This window comes from Mycolicibacterium sp. XJ2546, from assembly GCF_053483195.1.
In genome coordinates this window covers 447222-467476 of sequence record NZ_JBEFRW010000003.1, presented here as the reverse complement: position 1 = coordinate 467476, position 20255 = coordinate 447222, and the positions used below count along the sequence as shown (strand labels likewise).

At 66.8% G+C, this 20255-nt stretch carries 22 protein-coding genes; 12 read left to right on the top strand and 10 right to left on the bottom strand.

The genetic code is table 11. From position 1 onward, the window contains the following. The first annotated feature begins 124 nt into the window (after positions 1-124). Both ABQE44_RS08700 and ABQE44_RS08695 read left to right on the top strand, forming a co-directional pair. Positions 125-1645 (top strand): RNA polymerase sigma factor, encoded by a 1521-nt coding sequence (locus tag ABQE44_RS08700; RefSeq protein WP_448429169.1) that lies wholly within the window; start codon positions 125-127, stop codon positions 1643-1645. Between the two features lie 82 nt (positions 1646-1727). Continuing rightward, on the top strand, positions 1728-2501 hold the full coding sequence (locus ABQE44_RS08695) for an FkbM family methyltransferase (protein ID WP_448391097.1): 774 nt from the start codon (positions 1728-1730) through the stop codon (positions 2499-2501). A gap of 15 nt (positions 2502-2516) precedes the next feature. Here ABQE44_RS08695 and ABQE44_RS08690 read toward each other — a convergent pair whose 3' ends face one another. Beyond that, positions 2517-3299, bottom strand: a complete 783-nt coding sequence (locus ABQE44_RS08690) for a hypothetical protein (protein ID WP_448429167.1) — start codon at positions 3297-3299, stop codon at positions 2517-2519. 43 nt (positions 3300-3342) lie between these two features. Beyond that, positions 3343-3702, bottom strand: a complete 360-nt coding sequence (locus ABQE44_RS08685; RefSeq protein ID WP_448391095.1) for a DUF952 domain-containing protein — start codon at positions 3700-3702, stop codon at positions 3343-3345. 130 nt (positions 3703-3832) lie between these two features. Between ABQE44_RS08685 and ABQE44_RS08680 the strand changes: the two genes are divergently transcribed. After that, entirely contained in the window at positions 3833-4024 is a 192-nt protein-coding gene (locus tag ABQE44_RS08680) for a DUF7455 domain-containing protein (protein WP_448391094.1), read from the top strand. Positions 4025-4088: 64 nt separating this feature from the next. Continuing rightward, positions 4089-5114: a YihY/virulence factor BrkB family protein gene (locus ABQE44_RS08675; protein ID WP_448429165.1), complete on the top strand. Its 1026-nt coding sequence runs from the start codon at positions 4089-4091 to the stop codon at positions 5112-5114. Here ABQE44_RS08675 and ABQE44_RS08670 read toward each other — a convergent pair. Beyond that, entirely contained in the window at positions 5104-5340 is a 237-nt protein-coding gene (locus tag ABQE44_RS08670; RefSeq protein ID WP_448391092.1) for a DUF3039 domain-containing protein, read from the bottom strand. The two genes, ABQE44_RS08675 and ABQE44_RS08670, sit on opposite strands and share 11 nt — an antisense overlap. 65 nt (positions 5341-5405) lie before the next feature. On the opposite strand from ABQE44_RS08670, the gene ABQE44_RS08665 reads away from it, so the two are divergent. From ABQE44_RS08665 to ABQE44_RS08655, 3 genes are all read left to right on the top strand, one after another. Then, positions 5406-5819 (top strand): DUF3099 domain-containing protein, encoded by a 414-nt coding sequence (locus tag ABQE44_RS08665; RefSeq protein ID WP_448391091.1) that lies wholly within the window; start codon positions 5406-5408, stop codon positions 5817-5819. 147 nt (positions 5820-5966) lie between these two features. Then, positions 5967-6926 carry a sigma-70 family RNA polymerase sigma factor gene (locus ABQE44_RS08660; RefSeq protein WP_448391090.1) on the top strand — a complete coding sequence of 320 codons (960 nt, stop codon included), beginning with the start codon at positions 5967-5969 and terminating at the stop codon, positions 6924-6926. A gap of 130 nt (positions 6927-7056) precedes the next feature. Next, the gene (locus ABQE44_RS08655) at positions 7057-7752 is read left to right on the top strand and encodes an iron-dependent transcriptional repressor DtxR (protein WP_448391089.1); all 696 of its coding nucleotides are present in this window, start codon (positions 7057-7059) and stop codon (positions 7750-7752) included. A gap of 2 nt (positions 7753-7754) precedes the next feature. On the opposite strand, the gene ABQE44_RS08650 is transcribed toward ABQE44_RS08655, so the two are convergent. After that, the gene (locus ABQE44_RS08650) at positions 7755-8792 is read right to left on the bottom strand and encodes a DUF4192 domain-containing protein (RefSeq protein ID WP_448429163.1); all 1038 of its coding nucleotides are present in this window, start codon (positions 8790-8792) and stop codon (positions 7755-7757) included. Between the two features lie 105 nt (positions 8793-8897). Continuing rightward, positions 8898-9569 (bottom strand): hypothetical protein, encoded by a 672-nt coding sequence (locus tag ABQE44_RS08645; protein WP_448391087.1) that lies wholly within the window; start codon positions 9567-9569, stop codon positions 8898-8900. Between the two features lie 135 nt (positions 9570-9704). Here ABQE44_RS08645 and sthA point away from each other — a divergent pair, with 135 nt between their 5' ends. The 3 genes from sthA (at position 9705) to ABQE44_RS08630 (ending at position 12960) form a co-directional block, all read left to right on the top strand. Beyond that, entirely contained in the window at positions 9705-11111 is a 1407-nt protein-coding gene (sthA, locus tag ABQE44_RS08640) for a Si-specific NAD(P)(+) transhydrogenase (protein WP_448391380.1), read from the top strand. 99 nt (positions 11112-11210) lie between these two features. Further along, positions 11211-12200: a proteasome assembly chaperone family protein gene (locus ABQE44_RS08635; protein ID WP_448391086.1), complete on the top strand. Its 990-nt coding sequence runs from the start codon at positions 11211-11213 to the stop codon at positions 12198-12200. A gap of 73 nt (positions 12201-12273) precedes the next feature. Further along, on the top strand, positions 12274-12960 hold the full coding sequence (locus tag ABQE44_RS08630) for a PhzF family protein (protein WP_448429161.1): 687 nt from the start codon (positions 12274-12276) through the stop codon (positions 12958-12960). 16 nt (positions 12961-12976) lie between these two features. Here the strand turns inward: ABQE44_RS08630 and nrdR are convergent, their stop codons facing one another. After that, the gene (gene nrdR / locus ABQE44_RS08625; RefSeq protein ID WP_448391084.1) at positions 12977-13444 is read right to left on the bottom strand and encodes a transcriptional regulator NrdR; all 468 of its coding nucleotides are present in this window, start codon (positions 13442-13444) and stop codon (positions 12977-12979) included. A 160-nt stretch (positions 13445-13604) separates the two neighbouring features. Beyond that, positions 13605-14054, bottom strand: coding sequence for a LysM peptidoglycan-binding domain-containing protein (locus ABQE44_RS08620; protein WP_448391083.1), 450 nt, complete (start codon positions 14052-14054; stop codon positions 13605-13607). Between the two features lie 205 nt (positions 14055-14259). On the opposite strand from ABQE44_RS08620, the gene lexA reads away from it, so the two are divergent. Next, entirely contained in the window at positions 14260-14961 is a 702-nt protein-coding gene (gene lexA / locus ABQE44_RS08615) for a transcriptional repressor LexA (protein WP_448391082.1), read from the top strand. 7 nt (positions 14962-14968) lie between these two features. Here lexA and ABQE44_RS08610 read toward each other — a convergent pair whose 3' ends face one another. Both ABQE44_RS08610 and ABQE44_RS08605 read right to left on the bottom strand, forming a co-directional pair. Next, positions 14969-17005, bottom strand: a complete 2037-nt coding sequence (locus ABQE44_RS08610; protein WP_448429159.1) for a sunset domain-containing protein — start codon at positions 17003-17005, stop codon at positions 14969-14971. Between the two features lie 234 nt (positions 17006-17239). After that, complete coding sequence (locus ABQE44_RS08605) at positions 17240-18400, bottom strand: acyl-CoA dehydrogenase family protein (protein ID WP_448429157.1); 1161 nt, start codon at positions 18398-18400, stop codon at positions 17240-17242. 171 nt (positions 18401-18571) lie between these two features. Between ABQE44_RS08605 and mbp1 the strand changes: the two genes are divergently transcribed. Continuing rightward, complete coding sequence (gene mbp1 / locus ABQE44_RS08600; RefSeq protein WP_448391078.1) at positions 18572-18814, top strand: microaggregate-binding protein 1; 243 nt, start codon at positions 18572-18574, stop codon at positions 18812-18814. A gap of 2 nt (positions 18815-18816) precedes the next feature. On the opposite strand, the gene hflX is transcribed toward mbp1, so the two are convergent. Further along, a complete protein-coding gene (gene hflX / locus ABQE44_RS08595; RefSeq protein WP_448429155.1) occupies positions 18817-20232 on the bottom strand; it encodes a GTPase HflX in 1416 nt (471 codons plus the stop codon). Positions 20233-20255 lie beyond the last annotated feature (23 nt).

Here is a 20255-nt window from a genome sequence, read left to right as displayed (position 1 = left end):
CATCCCGGATAGCGGCGAGATCAACCGCCAATATTCGACAGCCAACGCTCTTCGATGGTGCATGCATTCCCCGCACTTCGCGTGGATACCGGCCAACGAAGAGATGAAAGACGAAAGGGCGTACGTGGCAGCGACAAAGGCAAGCCCGGCAACCGACGAGCCGGTTAAGCGCACCGCTACCAAGACCCCCGCCAAGAAGGCTCCAGCGGCGAAGTCTGCGAGTGCCGGGGCCGCAAAGTCTGCCACCGGGGCGCCGCCGGCCAAGAAGGCCGCCAAGTCCAAGAGCCGCGCGACCAGCAAACCGGCCAAAGCCGCTCCGGCCAAGGCCGCTGCCGCCAAGGCCAAGCCGGCGTCGCGGGCCACCAAGGCCAAGACCGACGGGGCGGCCCCTCGTGGCCGCGCGAAGAAGGCCACCGCGACGGAGGCCAAAGTCGACGACGCCACCGACGTCGAGACCACCGAAGACCTTGACGTCGAGCCCGGCGAGGACCTCGCCGACGACGTCGACACCGCCGACCTCGAACTCGAAGACATCGAGGACGACGCCGAAGAACCCGAAGAGGCCGGACCGGCTAGCGCCGCCGTCGAAGTAGTGGCCACTGGCGACGACGAAGACGAGGAGATCGCCGAGCCCTCCGAGAAGGACAAGGCCTCCGGTGACTTCGTCTGGGACGAAGAGGAATCCGAGGCGCTGCGGCAGGCCCGCAAGGACGCCGAGCTGACCGCCTCGGCGGACTCGGTGCGTGCGTACCTCAAGCAGATCGGTAAGGTCGCGCTGCTCAACGCGGAAGAAGAGGTTGAGCTCGCCAAGCGCATCGAGGCCGGTTTGTACGCCACACAGCTGATGGCCGAGTACGCCGAGAAGGGCGAAAAGCTCACCACCGCGCAGCGCCGCGACATGATGTGGATCTGCCGCGACGGTGATCGCGCGAAAAACCATCTGCTGGAAGCCAACTTACGTCTGGTGGTGTCGCTGGCCAAGCGCTACACGGGCCGCGGTATGGCGTTCCTCGACCTGATCCAGGAAGGAAACTTGGGCCTGATCCGTGCCGTCGAAAAGTTCGACTACACCAAGGGCTACAAGTTCTCCACCTACGCCACGTGGTGGATCCGTCAGGCGATCACCCGCGCCATGGCCGATCAGGCCCGCACCATCCGTATCCCGGTGCACATGGTCGAGGTGATCAACAAGCTCGGCCGCATCCAGCGTGAGCTGCTGCAGGACCTGGGCCGCGAGCCCACGCCCGAAGAGCTGGCCAAAGAGATGGACATCACGCCGGAGAAGGTGCTGGAGATCCAGCAGTACGCGCGGGAGCCGATCTCGCTGGACCAGACCATCGGCGACGAAGGCGATTCGCAGCTGGGCGATTTCATCGAGGACTCCGAGGCCGTAGTGGCCGTCGACGCGGTCAGCTTCACGCTGCTGCAGGATCAGCTGCAGTCGGTTCTGGAAACGTTGTCCGAACGCGAGGCGGGCGTCGTGCGGTTGCGGTTCGGCCTCACCGACGGCCAGCCCCGCACGCTCGACGAGATCGGTCAGGTCTACGGCGTGACCCGTGAGCGGATCCGTCAGATCGAGTCCAAGACGATGAGCAAATTGCGCCACCCGAGCCGTTCGCAGGTGCTGCGCGACTACCTGGACTAGATCCGTCGCCTCGAATGGTCGCGTCGGTCCGCTATTTCGTGCTGCCGGTACCGGTTTCGGCGTCGGTGTTAGCGTGTGACCGATGAGTCTGGTCACCGCCCTTCGCGCCCGTCAGCGCGTCAAACGTGAACTCGCCCACGGTGAACCCGAACTCAAACTGGTGCCGATGCTCGCCGATTTGCAGCGCGATTTCCTCGACGTCGGCGCCAACGACGGCGTCTACTCGTATTTCGCGCTCGGCCACTACCGCAGGGTGCTCGCCGTGGAAGCCCACCCCGGTCTGGTCAACGCGCTACGCCGCATCGTCAAGGACCCCAACGAGGTGCTCGCCACCGCGCTGTCCGACGAGGTGGGCGAGACCACCCTGCATGTGCCGGTGCGGCGCGGCCGGGAGGTGACGACCCGCTCGTCGCTGCAGGCCGACGCCAACCCTGGATTCAGCCTTCGGGCGGTGCCGGTGCCCACCACCACCGTCGACCGCCTCGGGCTCGACCGGCTCGGCGTCATCAAGATCGACGTCGAAGGACACGAACTGAAGGTGCTGCGCGGCGCCGCGCAGACCTTGGCCACGGCGAAGCCGGTCTGCATCGTCGAGTGCGAAGAGCGCCACAACACCGGCGGCATCGCGCGGGCGTTCGCATTCTTCGCCGATCTGGGCTACCGCGGCTACTTTCTGCACCGCGGGGCGCTGCACGACGGCGACGAGTTCGACGCGGCGACCCTGCAGCGGGCCGAGAACGCCAAAACCGTCGACGGCGGCCGCTCTTCCGACTACGTGAACAACTTCATCTTCGTGCACCCCGACAACGCCGAGGCCCTGGCCCGGATCAGGCGGGGTCTGGCCGAGGCGGCCTGACGCTGACCGACCTGTTCAGCGCTTCTTGTCACGCACCTTGTACGTCGAAGGCCACGACTCCCGCGTCTCGTCGCCGGTCAGCGGCGTTCCCTTGCTGCCGATCTTGATGTCGTAGGCCTCTTTGCCCGGCCCGGCCTCGCGGTTGGCGTGCTCGGTGGCCAGGTAGATCAACTGGTCGATTTCGGCTTCGGCGAACGCGACGAACGTGGTCTTGCGGACGATGTCGTCGGCGCCCGAGGTGATCCGGTCCGGCAGCACCCGGGTCGCGAACGCCGCGCCGGCCAGCAGGACAGCCGGAACGACCCAGTAGCAGATGTAGGCCAGCGGTGTCTCCGTGTCGCGGATGGTGGCCTCACCGTCGAGGATCGGCGGGATGGCCGACGACACCGCCATACCGGCGAACACCCCGACCCAGATCCACGTCAGCGTCGTGGTGGTCCGCGCGAACAGATCGCTCCTGGCGATGGCGTCGGGCTGTCCTACTTCGGCGAACTCCCGCACGAACGGTCTGCCGATGAGCACGCCGACAAGGGCGGTGATCAGGACCCCGAGAATGCTCAACGGCAACATCCACTGCGCCGCGGACGTCTGGCTGACCACCAACGCCAACACGAGCAGCACGAGAAACGTTGCCAAACCGCCGATTTCAAGCACACGGCCCGGGCCACCGCGCACCTGGCCGAGCGCGAAACCGGCGACCGCCGCCGCCAGCGCGACCACCGCCGCGAGGACGAACGGCGCGTTACCGACGAGGACCCAGTAGACGATCCACGGTGCGAGACCTAACAAAATGCCCACGATTTGTAAGTGTACGTAGGGCCCGCGCCCTGTCGTGGACAGGTTAGGACGGCGGCGGCGCAAACCGTCCGTGGGCGTCCGGCAGGTACGGCGTGACGCTGATCACAGCCGAAATCGGCAATGGTCCATACAGATGTGGGAACTCCATCCCCATTGGATCAGCGGGCACACCGGGTTCCCAGCGAACCGGAGAGGACAGTCGTGCGGGGTCGATGCGCAGCAGCACCAGATCGGCGCGGCCGCCGTAGAGCCGGTTGGCGGGCAGATGCACCTGCTCGGGTGTCGACAGGTGGACGAACCCCGACGTCGTCAGCGAGGCCGGCCGGTGCTCGCCGACTTCCTGGGCCGCGCGCCACTCGTCGGCGCCGCACAGGTGGACCAACGCAACGGGCTGCGATGACATATGGTCAGCCTGCCGTCTCGGCCAAGCTGTGTAACGGTGAGACGCGACACACCGGTAAGGATCAGGGAACAAGCCTTCAAGCCAAAACGTCTGAGACAGTGGAAGCACGCGAAGCAATACGGAGGTCGCCATGAACGCAACGCTCACCAGTCCCGAGTTGACCCGGGCTGACCGCTGCGATCGGTGTGGGGCCGCCGCGCGGGTACGTGCCAAGCTTCCATCGGGTGGTGAACTGCTGTTCTGCCAGCACCACGCCAACAAGCACGAGACGAAGCTGGTCGAGTTGGCCGCCAAGCTCGAAGTGAGCCCGGTGGAGGTCTGACCCCACGACACGGCTCGCGCCGTGCTGGGCGGCTGCAGCTGTCGTCAGGAATGCTGGACTGGTCATGAACGAGGACCAGCCCGCCGCTACGAGACCGTCGCGCCACCACGTCTGGCATATGGTGCGGCGCACCTTGTCCAAAAGCTGGGACGACTCGATCTTCTCGGAGTCCGCGCAGGCGGCATTCTGGTCCGCGCTGTCCCTGCCGCCGCTGCTGCTGGGAATGCTCGGCAGCCTGGCCTACGTGGCGCCGCTGTTCGGCCCGGAGACGCTGCCGACGATCGAGAGCCAGATCATCGACACGGCGGGCAGGTTCTTCTCGTCGAACGTGGTCGTCGAGATCATCGAGCCGACGGTGCGCGACATCGTTCAGGGCGCGCGCGGCGAGGTGGTGTCACTCGGTTTCGTGATCTCGCTGTGGGCCGGGTCGTCGGCCATCTCGGCCTTCGTCGACTCGATCACCGAGGCCCACGATCAGACGCCGCTGCGCCATCCGGTGCGCCAGCGGTTCTTCGCGCTGGGCCTGTACGTGGTGATGTTGGTCCTGGCCATCATCACCGCCCCGTTCATCGCGTTGGGCCCGCGCAAGATCGCCGAGTTCATCCCCGACAGCTGGGACCATGTGCTGCGGTTCGGCTACTACCCCGTGCTGGTGCTCGGCCTGATCATCGGGGTGAACCTTCTCTACCGAGTGTCGCTGCCCAAACCGCTGCCGTCGCACCGGCTGCTGCTGGGATCGGTGCTCGCGACCGTGGTGTTCCTGCTGGCCACGTTCGGCCTGCGGTTCTACCTGACCTGGATCACCGCGACCGGCTACACGTACGGTGCGCTGGCGACGCCGATCGCGTTCCTGTTGTTCGCGTTCTTCCTCGGTTTCGCGATCATGATCGGGGCGGAACTCAACGCCGCCGTCGAGGAGGAGTGGCCGGCACCGGCCACCCATGCCAAACGCTTCCGGTGGTGGCTGGCGGGTAAGGCCGAGTCGCTGAACGGATCGGGTCAGGCGGCGGGCAGCCCTGCCAGCGTCGACGCCACCGTCGGCGCGGCACCGGAACCGGCAGCGGCGAACGCCGACCCGCCTACGTCTTGAGCTTCTCGTAGATGCGCTTGCACTCCGGGCACACCGGGGAGCCGGGCTTGGCCGATTTCGTCACCGGGAACACCTCACCGCACAGCGCGACGACGTGTGTACCCATGACCGCGCTCTCGGCGATCTTGTCCTTCTTGACGTAGTGGAAGAACTTCGGGGCGTCGTCGTCGGTACCGTCGTCGACGCGTTCGTCGGTGTCGGTGCGCTCGATGGTCTGGGTTCGCATATGTCCATTCTGCATTCCCCGGATCCGACCCGTACAGCAGACGACGAGTGTGGAACAGTGGAGGTATGAAACACGGCCACGAGCTGAGTTTCGATGACGACGGCCGGCCCGTCTTGATCACTCGCGCCGCGCCCGCCTACGAGGAACAGCACCGCCAACGGGTACGTAAGTACCTCACGCTCATGTCGGTTCGCATTCCCGCGTTGGTTTTCGCGGCCATCGCGTACGGCATCTGGCACAACGGGTTGATCTCGTTGGCGATCATCGTGGTCTCCATTCCCCTGCCGTGGATGGCGGTGTTGATCGCCAACGACCGTCCCCCGCGCCGCGCCGATGAGCCCCGCCGGTACAACGGCGAACGCCACCGCGAGGCGTTCGAGTCGGCCGAACAAACCGCCATCGAAAGCGGCGAACCGGTAGCGCCGAACGCAGCGGGGCAAGTGGACGAGGACGAGCCCAAAGGTGATGTTCCCAGCTGAGAACGTTCTGGGCTGATTCTCAGCACATTCTCAGGTCGTCGTCGAAAAACCCCTGATCAACGTGTGTGAACCGGCCGATCGCTGGGAACTCTTTCGATCACGTGGGCGTTGTAGCTCATGACAGTTCGACCCGATCAGGAGGCCGTCATGGCAAATGCCACCTCAAGCCGCGTTGACCACGACCTGGACGCCCAGAGCCCGGCCGCGGACCTCGTGCGCGTATACCTCAACGGCATCGGCAAAACGGCCTTGCTCAATGCCGCCGATGAGGTCGAGCTCGCGAAGCGCATTGAGGCAGGCCTCTACGCCAAGCATCTTCTCGAGACACGAAAGCGATTGGGCGAGAACCGCAAACGTGATCTTGCCACCATCGTCCGCGACGGTGAGGCGGCGCGTCGGCATCTACTGGAGGCCAACCTCCGGCTCGTGGTGTCGCTTGCGAAGCGCTACACCGGCCGCGGGATGCCGTTGCTCGACCTGATCCAGGAGGGCAACCTCGGTCTGATTCGTGCGATGGAAAAGTTCGACTACGCCAAGGGATTCAAGTTCTCCACGTATGCCACGTGGTGGATTCGTCAGGCGATCACCCGCGGCATGGCCGATCAGAGCCGCACCATCCGGCTGCCGGTTCACCTCGTGGAGCAGGTCAACAAGCTGGCCCGTATCAAGCGTGAGATGCATCAGCGGTTGGGCCGCGAAGCCTCCGACGAGGAACTGGCCGAAGAGTCGGGCATCCCGGTGGAGAAGATCACCGATCTGCTCGAGCACAGCCGCGACCCGGTGAGCCTGGACATGCCCGTCGGCAGCGACGAGGAAGCCCCGCTGGGCGACTTCATCGAGGACGCCGAGGCCATGTCGGCCGAGAACGCGGTGATCTCCGAGTTGCTGCACACCGACATCCGGCACGTGCTGGCCACCCTCGACGAGCGCGAGCAGCAGGTGATCCGGCTGCGCTTCGGCCTCGATGACGGTCAGCCGCGCACGCTGGACCAGATCGGCAAGCTGTTCGGCCTATCGCGCGAGCGGGTTCGCCAGATCGAACGTGAGGTCATGGCCAAGCTGCGCAACGGCGAACGCGCCGACCGGTTGCGCTCCTACGCCAGTTAACAACCAACAGACAAGCCCGCCGAGAAACCGGCGGGCTTGTCTTGCGTCGGGGGCAGTACGCCTCCATCGCGGCACGTTAGACCCCAGTTTCTCCAGCTAAGCCGGTAGACTCGCCGTGACGGAGGGTGCCATGAACGATCTTGTCGATACCACTGAGATGTACCTGCGGACCATCTACGACCTCGAGGAAGAGGGCGTGGTGCCACTGCGTGCGCGCATCGCTGAGCGTCTCGATCAAAGCGGTCCGACCGTGAGCCAGACGGTTTCGCGGATGGAGCGCGACGGATTGCTGCATGTCGCCGGCGACCGGCATCTTGAGCTGACCCCGAAGGGTCGCCAGCTGGCCGTGGCCGTGATGCGTAAGCACCGGCTCGCCGAACGGTTGCTCGTCGATGTGATCGGCCTTCCGTGGGAGGAAGTGCACGCGGAGGCGTGCCGGTGGGAGCACGTGATGAGCGAGGACGTCGAGCGCCGACTGGTGCAGGTCCTCGACAACCCGACCACGTCCCCGTTCGGTAACCCAATCCCCGGCCTGTCCGAACTCGGGCTGGCCGGTTCGGCGTTGGGCGCCGACCAGATGAACCTGGTCCGGCTCACCGAGCTTCCGGCCGGAATGCCCGTCGCCGTCGTCGTGCGGCAACTCACCGAGCACGTCCAGGGCGACGCCGAGCTCATCGGCCGGCTCAAAGACGCCGGTGTGGTGCCCAACGCGAGGGTGACCGTGCAGATCAACGACAACGGCGGGGTCATGATCGTCATCCCCGGCCACGAGCAGGTCGAGCTGCCCTACCCGATGGCGCACGCCGTGAAGGTCGAGAAGGTCTAGAGCTACCCCGCCCGCTGCCCGAACAGGCGCCTGGGCGGCAACTGCACCCCCAACCGGTCGGCCAGCCGGAACCCCGTGGCCGCCAGCTCCCGGATCCGTTCCGGCCGCAACCCCGACTGCAGCGCCGTGTCCAGCATGCCCGCCATCCGGTGGGTGCCGTCGCAGCGCAGCGCGGCCTCCAGCGACACCCCGGCCAGCGGCCCGTCGCCACGCACGTACGCCGAGTAGGCCAGCAGTACCAGCGCCTCGACCCGCCACGGCTCGGGCAGTCGCCGACACAACTCGGCCCACAACGACTCGGCCTGCCCGGCGTTCTCCCCGACCGCCAACGCATACAGCGTGTCGCGCACGGTGGGGTCGGTCAGCGCATCGGCGAGCCGGGCCAACGTGTCATCGGACAGTTCGTCGCCGCCGGCCACGTGCGCGGCCGCCTCGATCGCGGCCTCGATATCGCGTCGCGCCTGGGCATCGGTGCGTTTGCCGCCGTCGCGGATCGCGGCGGCCAGCGCCGAGGTGCGCCCCGGATCGCTGACCGCGATGACCTGCTGCAGTTCGGCCCGCCGCGCGTAGAGCCTGCGCCCGTCCAGCACGGCGGCCGCGGCCAGCGGTGACGCCGACGGATCCTCGACGGTGCCGGCACTGCCGCAACCGTCGGCGCAGTGCCAACGCCCGCCGGCGGCGACCCGATCGACGACGTGCGCGGCGAGCAGTTCGATCCCCTGCTCGGCCAGCGACATCGTCAGCGCGTCCGCGAGGTGCCGGTAGTCGTCGTTGCAGAGCCGACAGTTGGCCCCTTCCTCGTCGACCATCACGGCGATCGCGGAGTCCGGCCTGGCCCCGGCCGCCACCTCGGCGATGTGGTCGAGGCAGTCGGGCAAGTCATCTGAGAGGTCGACTCTCATCACACATCCCATCGCGCCGCGTTCGACGGTGACCAGCACGAGAGATTTTTCCGGCACGAAGCCGAGCACGGCAGGTAAGGCGGCGATCAGCACGCCGGGACGGTTCAGATAGAAATCGGGTGATTGCGATGTGGTCATGTGTCCACCGTCGCGAGGGAGCCGACGGTTTCAGCCGGTTCGGAACGCTGCGGTGGGGTGGCTGTGGATGAATTCGCCGTTGGGGATGAAAGGCACCCGACGGACCTAGGTGCTTCGTCGCACCTTCAACACCGCGTCGTTGAACAGCGTGTGCAGCGAGGTGGTGTCGGGCACCTCGGCGTCACCTTGATGCAGCCAGGTCGCGCTGACCCGGGTATCACCGATCTGCGCGGCGAAGGTCAAGGTCCGGCGCGCGGGCCCCGTTTGCGGGGTGACGGTCTGGTCGACGGCCAGGCTGTCGTCGGCGTCGACCGGCGGTTTGGGCAGCATCGTCACGGTCACATCGGACGGGACACCGTGGTGCGCGGCGGTGAACGACGCGCACCGGCGCAATTGCTCACTTCTCTTGCGCAGCGCCGGGGCGGGCCGGGTCACCGTGACGATCAGGCTGCTGGCCGTCGTGCTGTCGATGCCTTCGGCGGCCACGCTCTGGTGGGCTGCGACCGGTGGCGGCGCGCAGTCGGCCGGCGTCACCACTGACCCGGCTGCGACGCCGTCGATGTCGTGCAACGCCCGATACACCGCGGTGCCGTCGAGCACCGCGGCCGGATACTGCGGCGGAAAGCGCGCCGGTTCGATCAATAGCTGGGCGATCGGAACCGGCGCGGAGTCCGCGACGCGGGCGGACCCGGCGACCACCCGGGCGCAGCCCGACAGCATCGTCGACGCCATGACCAGCGCACATCCACACGCCCACCACGACCTCGTGTTCACCATCGCGGTCATCGTCTCATCGCCCAGGCCGGGTGGCGGTCAGGCGCGCGTCAGCGCCCCATGCAGACGACGGCATGCAGTCATGCGAGTCGCGCTGCATGACGGGTGCGACTGGCGTACACCTTTTGCATGGGTTCCATGCTCGAGTACGACCTCGTGGTCATCGGTTCCGGTCCGGGCGGGCAGAAGGCCGCGATCGCCGCGGCGAAGCTGGGCAAGACGGTCGCGGTCGTCGAACGCGGCCGCATGCTCGGTGGCGTCTGCGTCAACACCGGGACCATCCCGTCCAAGACACTGCGCGAGGCCGTGGTGTACCTCACCGGCCTGAGCCAGCGCGAGTTGTACGGAAGCAGTTACCGCGTCAAGGAGAAGATCACCCCGGCCGACCTGCTGGCACGCACCACCCATGTGATCGGCAAGGAGCAAGACGTCGTCCGCGCGCAGTTGATGCGCAACCGCATCGACCTGATCCAGGGCCACGGCCGGTTCATCGACGCCCACACCGTGCTGGTCGAGGAGCCGACCCGCGGCGAGCGCACCACGGTCAGCGGCGATTACATCGTGATCGCCACGGGCACCAAACCGGCCCGCCCCGCCGGCGTCGAGTTCGACGAGGAACGGGTGCTCGACTCCGACGGCATCCTCGACCTCAAGTCGCTGCCGTCCACGATGGTGGTCGTCGGTGCCGGGGTAATCGGGTTGGAGTACGCATCGATGTTCGCCGCGCTCGGCACCAAGGTCACCGTCGTCGAGAAGCGCGACAGCATGCTGGACTTCTGCGACCCCGAGATCGTGGAAGCACTGCGGTTTCACCTGCGCGACATCGCGGTGACGTTCCGGTTCGGTGAGGAGGTGACCGCCGTGGACGTCGGGTCCGCGGGCACGGTCACCACACTGGCCAGCGGCAAGCAGATTCCCGCCGAGACCGTGATGTATTCGGCCGGCAGACAGGGCCAGACCGACAAGCTCGACCTGGGCAACGCCGGGATGCAGACCGATGACCGCGGCCGCATCGCCGTCGACAGCAACTACCAGACCAAGATCGACCACATCTACGCCGTCGGCGACGTGATCGGGTTCCCCGCGCTGGCCGCCACGTCGATGGATCAGGGCAGGCTCGCGGCCTGTCACGCGTTCGGCGAACCCGCCAAGGGAATGACCGACCTGCAGCCGATCGGCATCTACTGCATTCCGGAGGTGTCCTATGTCGGCGCCACCGAGGTCGAACTGACCCGCAACGCCGTTCCCTACGAAGTCGGGGTGGCACGCTACCGCGAACTGGCCCGCGGGCAGATCGCCGGCGACTCCTACGGCATGCTCAAATTGCTGGTGTCCACCGACGACCTCAAGCTGCTCGGCGTGCACATCTTCGGCACCAGCGCCACCGAGATGGTGCACATCGGCCAGGCCGTAATGGGCTGCGGCGGCACGGTGGAGTACCTGGTCGACGCGGTGTTCAACTACCCGACATTCTCCGAGGCCTACAAGGTCGCGGCGCTGGACGTGATGAACAAACTGTGGGCGTTGAACCACTTCCGCGCCTGAGGAATGTTTGCTCGCCCAGCGGGAACGCAACGACTCAGAAATCAGTTGGAACGATAGAAGCGCTAATGTCTTGGCACCGCGGTGAGGAGACGAAAACAAATGACCGACAGTCCAGGCAGTCCTGAACAGCAGTACCAGCCGGAGCAGACCGGCATGTACGAACTCGAGTTCCCGGCGCCCAAACTGTCCTCTGCAGACGGCCGCGGACCGGTGATGATCCACGCGCTCGAGGGCTTCTCCGACGCCGGCCACGCCATCCGGCTGGCCGCGCAGCACCTGCGCGACACCCTCGACACCGAGTTGGTGGCGTCGTTCGCCATCGACGAGCTGCTGGACTACCGCTCCCGGCGTCCGCTGATGACCTTCAAGACCGACCACTTCACCAACTACGAAGACCCCGAACTCAACCTCTACGCGCTGCGCGACAGCGTCGGGACGCCGTTCCTGCTCCTCGCCGGGATGGAGCCCGATCTGCGGTGGGAGCGGTTCATCACCGCAGTGCGGCTGCTGGCCGAACGGCTCGGGGTGCGCCGGGTGATCGGGCTGGGCACCATCCCGATGGCAGTCCCCCACACGCGCCCGATCACGCTCACAGCGCATTCCAACGACAAAGAGCTGATCGCCGACCACCAACCATGGGTCGGCGAGGTACAGGTGCCCGCCAGCGTGTCCAACCTGTTGGAGTTCCGGATGGCCCAGCACGGCCACGAAGTGGTCGGGTTTACCGTGCACGTCCCGCACTACCTGGCGCAGACCGCCTACCCCGCGGCCGCAGAAGCGTTGCTGGCCGAGGTCGCCAAGAGCGGGTCACTGCAGCTTCCGCTGGACGCTCTGGTCGAGGCGGGCGCCGAAGTGCTGATGAAGGTGAACGAACAGGTCGAAGACAGCAGCGAGGTCGCCCAGGTGGTGACCGCGCTGGAGCGCCAGTACGACGCGTTCGTCGCGGCCCAGGAGAACCGGTCGCTGCTGGCGCGTGATGAGGAGCTGCCCAGCGGCGACGAGCTCGGCGCCGAGTTCGAACGGTTCCTCGCTCAACAGTCCGATGACAAGTCCACGGATCCCTTCCAGGACGGCGACGACACCCGCTAGCGGTGCGAGGCGCCCAGAGCCCCTCACCCTCGGGGCCGGTCGACGCCAGCCGGGCACAAAGTAGCATCGGCGCATGGCCATCGACGTGACCGTGTTGCGGGTTTTCACCGACCCCGGCGGCAAGCACGGAAATCCGCTCGGCGTCGTCGACGCCGGCACCGTGGACCCTGACGATCGGCAGCGGATCGCCACCCAATTGGGTTACAGCGAAACCGTGTTCGTCGAACGTCCGCAGCCAGGAACCAACACCGCGCACGCCCGCATCTACACGCCGAGCACCGAGATGCCCTTCGCCGGGCATCCGACCGTCGGCGCCGCGTGGTGGTTGCGCGAACAGGGCACGCCGATCCACACGCTGCGGGTGCCGGCCGGCATCGTCCAGGTGGGCTACGCCGACGAGCTGACCGCGGTCAGCGCACGTTCGGAGTGGGCGCCGGAGTTCGCGATCCACGACGTCACCTCGACCGAGGAGTTGCTGGACGCCGACCCCGCCGACTATCCCGACGACGTGAACCACTACCTGTGGACGTGGCTCGACCGCGACAAGGGGGTGGTGCGGTCGCGGATGTTCGCGACCGACCTAGGCGTGCCCGAAGACGAGGCCACCGGCTCGGCGGCGGCACGCATGACCGACTACCTCAGCCGGGACCTGACCATCGTGCAGGGCAAGGGTTCCGAGATCTACACCCAGTGGAGCGCCGAAGGTTGGGTGCGCATCTCGGGACGCGTGGTCAGCGACGGCGCCCGCCACATCGACTGAGCGTCGGCATCCGGCCTCAGCCGGCGGACGGCTGGGGAGCCTCACGATGGGCCCGCAGCGCTTCGATCTCGCGTTCGAAGTCTTCCGCTGAGCTGAAACCCCGGTACACGGAGGCGAACCTCAGATAGGCGACCTCGTCGAGCTCGCGCAGCGGGCCCAGAATGGCGAGCCCGACCTCGTGGCTGGGCACCTCGGGGCCGGCCGCCCGCACGGTGTCCTCGACCTGCTGGGCGAGCAAGTTCAACGCGTCATCGTCAACCTGGCGGCCCTGACAGGCCCGCCGGACACCGTCGACGACCTTTTCGCGGCTGAACGGCTCGGTGACCCCGCTGCGCTTGACCACCGCGAGCACCGCCGTCTCCACCGTGGTGAACCGCTTGCCGCACTCGGGACACGAGCGGCGTCGGCGGATAGCCTGACCTTCGTCGGTCTCGCGGGAATCGACCACCCGCGAATCGGGATGGCGACAGAACGGACAGTGCATCACCGCTCCTTCGCCACGCCAACACACGACTACCTGGGACGACTCCGAGCGTACCTGCGCCGCACCCCGATGGCCCAGCGCCGGGGCGAATCGGGCATACCTGGCCGAAATGTCGACGAACACCGGTGTGCGGCACCTCTTTTCAGCGCCCACGATGTCGTCAGCCGACCGGCGTGATGAGCGTCTGGCCCGCGTCCAGCACCGCGGAGTCGAGTTCGTTGAGCTCACGGATCCGTTCCACCACCGCGCCGACCGGCGCGTCGGGTGCCACCCGCGCAGCCACCTGGTTCAGCGTTTCCCCGGTGTGCACCTGCACCACCGCGAGCCGATCCGGCACCGCGGCGGGGCTACCGACCACCCCGCCGAACTGCGCGACCAGTCCGAGCCACACCGTGATCGCCGCTGCAATCAGCGCGAGAACCACCGTGGTGGCCGGGGTGATCGGGCGGCGCCGATGCGGTGCCCGCGACACCACCACACCGCTCCCCCGATACCTGATCGGCGCCCCGCCCGGCCGCCGGGTCGGCCGCCTCCGTCGTGCGCCGGACGGCCGGACACCCGGCCTGGCCGCGGGTGCCGCCGAATTCTTCCGGGTTTCGATGATCGTCATCTGCCTGCCTCCCACTCGCGTCGTTCGCTCCTGTGTTCGAAGATAGTCGATCACATGTTCGATTAATAGAACGTGTGATCGAACTGTTGCAAACGATAGCGAGGCGGTCTGACAAATCCGGGCGCGCGAATGCCGCTCGGGTTTCTCGCGACACGCGTCGAACACATGTTTGATTAATCGTCGGCGGCGCGTTACATTCGGCGGCATGGATTCCAGCAGCGATTCCCCCGGCGATACCGACAACACCGGTGCGCGCCGACGGCCCGACACGGGTCTGACCGAGCGTCAGCGCACCATCCTCGAGGTCATCCGCGCCTCGGTCAGCACCCGCGGATATCCGCCGAGCATCCGGGAAATCGGTGATGCGGTCGGCCTGACGTCGACATCGTCGGTGGCTCATCAGCTGCGCACGCTGGAGCGCAAGGGCTATCTGCGCCGCGACCCCAACCGGCCCAGGGCCGTGGACGTCCGGGGGGTCGACGACCACGTGATGCCGGCAGTCACCGAGGTGGCAGGCTCCGACGCGCTACCTGAACCGACCTTCGTGCCGGTGCTCGGCCGCATCGCTGCGGGTGGGCCGATCCTGGCCGAGGAGGCCGTCGAGGATGTGTTCCCACTGCCGCGTGAGCTGGTCGGCGAGGGGTCGTTGTTCCTGCTCAAGGTCGTCGGTGAATCGATGGTGGACGCCGCGATCTGCGACGGGGACTGGGTGGTCGTCCGTCAGCAGAACGTCGCCGAAAACGGTGACATCGTCGCGGCGATGATCGACGGTGAAGCAACGGTCAAGACATTCAAACGCACCAGCGGCCAGGTGTGGCTGATGCCGCACAATCCCGCGTTCGACCCGATCCCCGGCAACGAGGCGGCCGTGCTCGGCAAGGTCGTGACCGTGATCCGTAAGGTCTAGTCGGCACCTAGTCGGCGCGGACGAAGCCGTTCGCGCGCGCGAATTCTTCGCTGGTGAACCAGATTTCGGCCCGCGTATCCTCATAGCCCACGGTGTCGGGTAGCCAGTACCGGCCCGACTGCGTGTCGGCCTTGATCGGATAACCCTCCGGCGCGTCGTTGGAGTCGTCGAGGGGCAGGCGGAACGCCGGCTGTGCGGGCTCGGGCTCCTCGGGCTCGATGCGGGCGTGCCGACCCGTGTCGGTCAGCGCGCTACGTTCGGCCTCCGTGGGCACCCGCGTCGGCGCAGTGTCGACGTTGTCGGGGTCTTCCTCGTCGAACTCCGCCGCCGGCGGTTCGTCCGCGGCTTCGGGTTCTGGTTCTGCGTCGACGGGCGGTGGCGCTTCCCACGGGCTCGACGACACCGGCTCTGGGGTGGCAGCGTCGTCGGTCGGCGATGACAGCGAGTCCAAGCCCTCACGCGCGTAGCGGTCGCCGAACAACGCCGCGTCGTAGTCGTCGCCGAACACCCCGGGTTCCGGGGCGTCCGCTGCGCTGTAGGCGGGTACGTCGTCGTCCCCGGCGCTGTACAGGGATGCCACGTCGTCGTCGCCTGCGCTGTACAGAGGTGCGGCGCCGTCGTCTGCGCCGAACCGCTCCTGGTCGTACCCGCCGTCGTCCAGCCCATCGCGGCCCAGTGCGAACTCGTCGTCATCGCCGCCGCGGCGGTTGCGCAGCGTCGCAAAGGCCACCAACCCGATGAGTATCAGCGCGGGCACGATGGCCAGCAGCCACCACCAGCTCCACTGAAAACCGTTGCCGTCGTTACCGTTTACGCCTTGCGCCGACGGGGGTGCGGCGGGCGCGGTCTGGCCCGGTACCTCCATCCCGGCCAGTTGCGGCGCCAGGTTGGCCGGCTCGGTGGTAAACGAGTTCGTCGACCGGTCCCACGAGATGGCGCCCTCGCTGAACCGCTGCGTGATGACGTCGCCGTCCTCGGACTGATCGGCAGTGGGAGCCCCGAGCGGGCCCTCGCCGCCGCCCAATTCGGCCCATGCCGCGTTGATCGGGCCGCGCACGATGACCGCACCGTAGTCGGGGGTCCAGAAGATGACCGGCTTGTCCTCGGCGCCGAACGTGCTCATCCGGCTGTTGGTGATGCCGCCGTCGACCTCGCCGGTGACCGGGAATCCGAGATCGCCCTCGGGCCCTCCGACGCTTTCGTACTTGTCGAGTACCTGACCGGTCAGGACGTTCGCACCGGTGTCCGGTGAGTAGAAGATCTTGCCGCCTGCGAAGTTCTGGGCGAGGCCGTCGGCGCCGATGGGATACGGCGGGCCTTCGGCGGCGCCGAGCGGCCCCATCGGCCCGCCCGCAGCCCGTCGTGCGGCGTTGATCGCGGCTACCGGGTCCTCCGGGATCTGCAAGTCCTCCAATTGGGCGGCCAGCTCCGGTGGCACGGTGGTGAAGGTTTTGGTCTTGGTGTTGTAGGTGATCTCGCCGCCGGAGAACTTCTGGCTGACGATGTCGCCCTGGTAGCGCTCATCCTCGGTGGGCACGCCCAGCGGTCCCGACGATCCGCCGAGTTCGTCCCACGCCGCGTTGATCGGTCCGCGGACGACATGCGCGCCGGTGTCGGGTGTCCAGAAGATCACCGGGTTGTCGCTGGCGCTGAACGTGGAGTTGCGGCTGTTGGGGGCGCGTCCGGGGCTTTCGTCAATTTTGGGGAATCCCAGGTCGCCGTCGGCGGCCCCGCCCAACGATTCGTACTTATCCAGGATCGCGCCCGTCATGAAGTGCGCGCCGGTGGCCGGGGTGAAGAACATCTTGCCGCCGGCGAAATCCTGGGCGAAGCCCTCGCCGAGGGCATAGACCTCGCCCTGCCTGGGCCCGAGCACGCCGCCGTCGCCGCCGCTGGCCTCCCAGGCGGCCGTGATCGCAGTGTTGGCTTCGACCTCCGGCTGGGCCGACGCGGCCGGCGCCGTCAAGACCAACGCCGCCACCGACAACAGGCCGACGGCCAACTGGCCGATCCGCCACCTACGCCGGGTCAGATGCCCGCTCATCAGATCCTCCCGCGGTCGGCGCCTGATTCCTGATTCGGTACCGCGCCGTCAACTGTGCCGTCAAATGGCGTCAACAACGAGAGGAACACGCCGACCTTGGAGAGAAAATACCTGGCCGGTGCGGGAAAGTTTCGAACACCTGGCAAGTCGTGCCCGCCGACAACGGTCGAATTTCACGTCTTCGGAAAATGCTGCCCGAGCTATTCGGCCAGGCCACAGCTGGATTCTTCGCAGTCAGACACCCAATGAACGGCCGACGATCTCCTTCATGATCTCGGTCGTGCCGCCGTAAATGGTCTGTACGCGAGCGTCCAGATAGGCGCGGGCAACCGGATATTCCCGCATATAGCCGTAGCCGCCGTGCAATTGCAGGCACCGGTCGATCAAATACACCTGCTTCTCCGTCGAATACCATTTCGCCATCGCGGCCTGCTCGGCGGTCAGCTTCCCGTCGAGGTGCAGGCCGATGAACTCATCGACCATGATCCGTACCGCCGTGGCTTCGGTGGCGAGCTCGGCAAGCAGGAACCGACTGTTCTGCTGGCTGCCGATCGGACGGCCGAAAGCCTTGCGCTCCTTGGCATATTGCAGGGTGAGCTCCAGCGTCGACTCCATTGCCGCCGCGGCGATCACCGCAATGCCGATGCGCTCCTGCGGCAGGTTCTGCATCAGGTAGACGAAGCCCTGACCCTCCTCGCCGAGTAGGTTTTCGGCCGGCACTCGCACGTCGGTGAACGACAGTTCGGCGGTGTCCTGGGCATCCAGCCCGATCTTGTCGAGTTTGCGGCCGCGTTCGAATCCGGCCATGCCGCGTTCGACCACCAACAGCGAAAATCCCATCGCTCCCTTGTCCGGGTCGGTACAGGCGACGACGATCACCAGGTCGGCGTGGATGCCGTTGGTGATGAACGTCTTGGCCCCGTTGAGGATGTAGTGGTCACCGTCTTTGACGGCGCGGGTCTTGATTCCCTGTAGGTCGCTGCCGGTGCCCGGTTCAGTCATCGCGATCGCGGTAATGGTTTCGCCGGAGCAGAACTTCGGCAGCCACCGCTGCTTCTGCTCCTCGTTAGCCAGCTTGATCAGGTACGGGGCCACCACATCGTTGTGCAGGCCGAAACCCAGTCCGCTGTAGCCGCCCGCGGTGGTCTCCTCGACCACCACTGCGTTGTAGCGGTAGTCGGGGTTGCCGCCCCCGCCGTACTCCTCGGGCACGGCCATCCCGAGGAAGCCCTGCTTGCCTGCTTCCAGCCAGACGTTGCGGTCGACGATCTTGTCCTGTTCCCACTGTTCGTGGTGCGACGCGACGTGGCGGTCCAGAAACGCCCGGTACGACTCGCGGAACAGGTCGTGCTCGGGCTCGAAAAGGGTGCGCTCGTATTGGACGACGCCGGCCATGGGAAACCTCCGGTCGGAAATTCGATGAATCCGCAAATTTACCCCAGCCAACCGGATGGTCGGCGGCCTGCGCGCGTGGGGCAGCGCCGTGACGTCGGCCACGACTGGTTTAGCGACGGAGTCGTTCGGGGAATCTGCGGAGCACACCAACCCGCCAGGGAGGAAACAGCGATGTCGGACGACAACAAAAGCGGTCCCGAGGAAGGGATCAAGGGCGTCGTGGAAGGCGTCAAGGGCAAGGCCAAAGAGGTCGCTGGCGCGGTAGCGGGCCGCGACGACCTGTACCGCGAGGGTAAGGCCCAGCAGGACAAGGCCGATGCGCAGCGCAACGCCGCGCAGAAGGAAGCCGAAGCCGAAAGTGCCCGCGCCGCGGCCGAAACCGCTGAGAAACGACAGGAAACCGAGCAGAGGTAACGCTAGAACGTCGCGTATGCGCGCAGGCTGGCCGCCAACGGCATCGGCACGCGCGCCTTGATTCTCGTGCCATCGGCGGTGTGCTCAGTGGCGTCGATTCGCCCGTCGGCGTGCAGCTTGTTGACGAGATCGCCTCGGTCATACGGAATTGTCACGTCCACCGCCGTGTCGGTCGGGGTGATCATCTCAGCCATCCGCGACTGCAGCCGATCCAGCCCGTCACCGGTGTGTGCGGAGACGAACACCGCATCCGGAAGCGCCCGGCGCAGCTGTGCCAGCGCGAGATCGCTGGCGACGTCGATTTTGTTGACCACCAACAACTCTGGGACCGCCTGGAGGTTGCGCTCGGCGATCACCTCGTTGATCACTTCCCGTACGGCGTTGATTTGGGCCAACGGGTTGCCGTCAGATCCGTCGACGACGTGCACCAGCAGGTCGGCGTCGACGACCTCCTCCAGGGTGGAGCGGAACGCCTCCACCAGCTGGGTGGGCAGGTGTCGCACGAACCCGACGGTGTCGGTCAGCACGAACGGCCGGCCGTCGTCGAATTGTCCTCGCCGCGTTGTGGGCTCGAGCGTGGCGAACAACGCGTTCTCCACCAGCACCCCGGCGCCGGTCAGCGCGTTGAGCAGGCTGGACTTGCCCGCGTTGGTGTAGCCCACGATTGCGATCGAGGAAATCTCGCTGCGCCGACGCCCGCTGCGCTGGGTGTCGCGGACCTTCTTCATGTCCTTGATGTCGCGGCGCAGCTTGGCCATCCGCTCGCGGATGCGGCGGCGGTCGGTTTCGATCTTGGTCTCGCCGGGTCCGCGCAGACCCACGCCGCCGCCGGCACCGCCCGCACGGCCACCAGCCTGCCGCGACATCGATTCGCCCCAGCCACGCAGCCGCGGCAGCATGTACTCCATCTGCGCCAGCGATACCTGTGCCTTGCCTTCCCGGCTGGTGGCGTGCTGGGCGAAGATGTCAAGGATCAGCGCGGTGCGGTCGATCACCTTGACCCTGACCGCCTTTTCCAGCGCGGTGAGCTGCGCGGGGCTGAGCTCACCATCGGCGATGACGGTGTCGGCGCCGGTGGCCAGCACCACCTCGCGCAGTTCCTGGGCCTTGCCGGAGCCGATATAGGTCGCGGGATCGGGCTTGTCGCGGCGCTGGATCAGCCCTTCGAGCACCTCCGAGCCCGCTGTCTCGGCCAGCGCGGCCAGTTCGGCCAGGCTGGCCTCGGCGTCGGCCGCGCTGCCTTCGGTCCACACACCCACCAGCACGACGCGCTCCAGCCGCAGCTGGCGGTACTCGACCTCGGAGACGTCGGCCAGCTCGGTGGACAGGCCGGCGACACGGCGTAGCGCGGTACGGTCTTCGAGAGCGAGCTCACCCGTGCTGGGTGTGCCGTCGATGGGAAACTCGGGATACGTCATAGGCGAATCAAGGTTCGCACGGA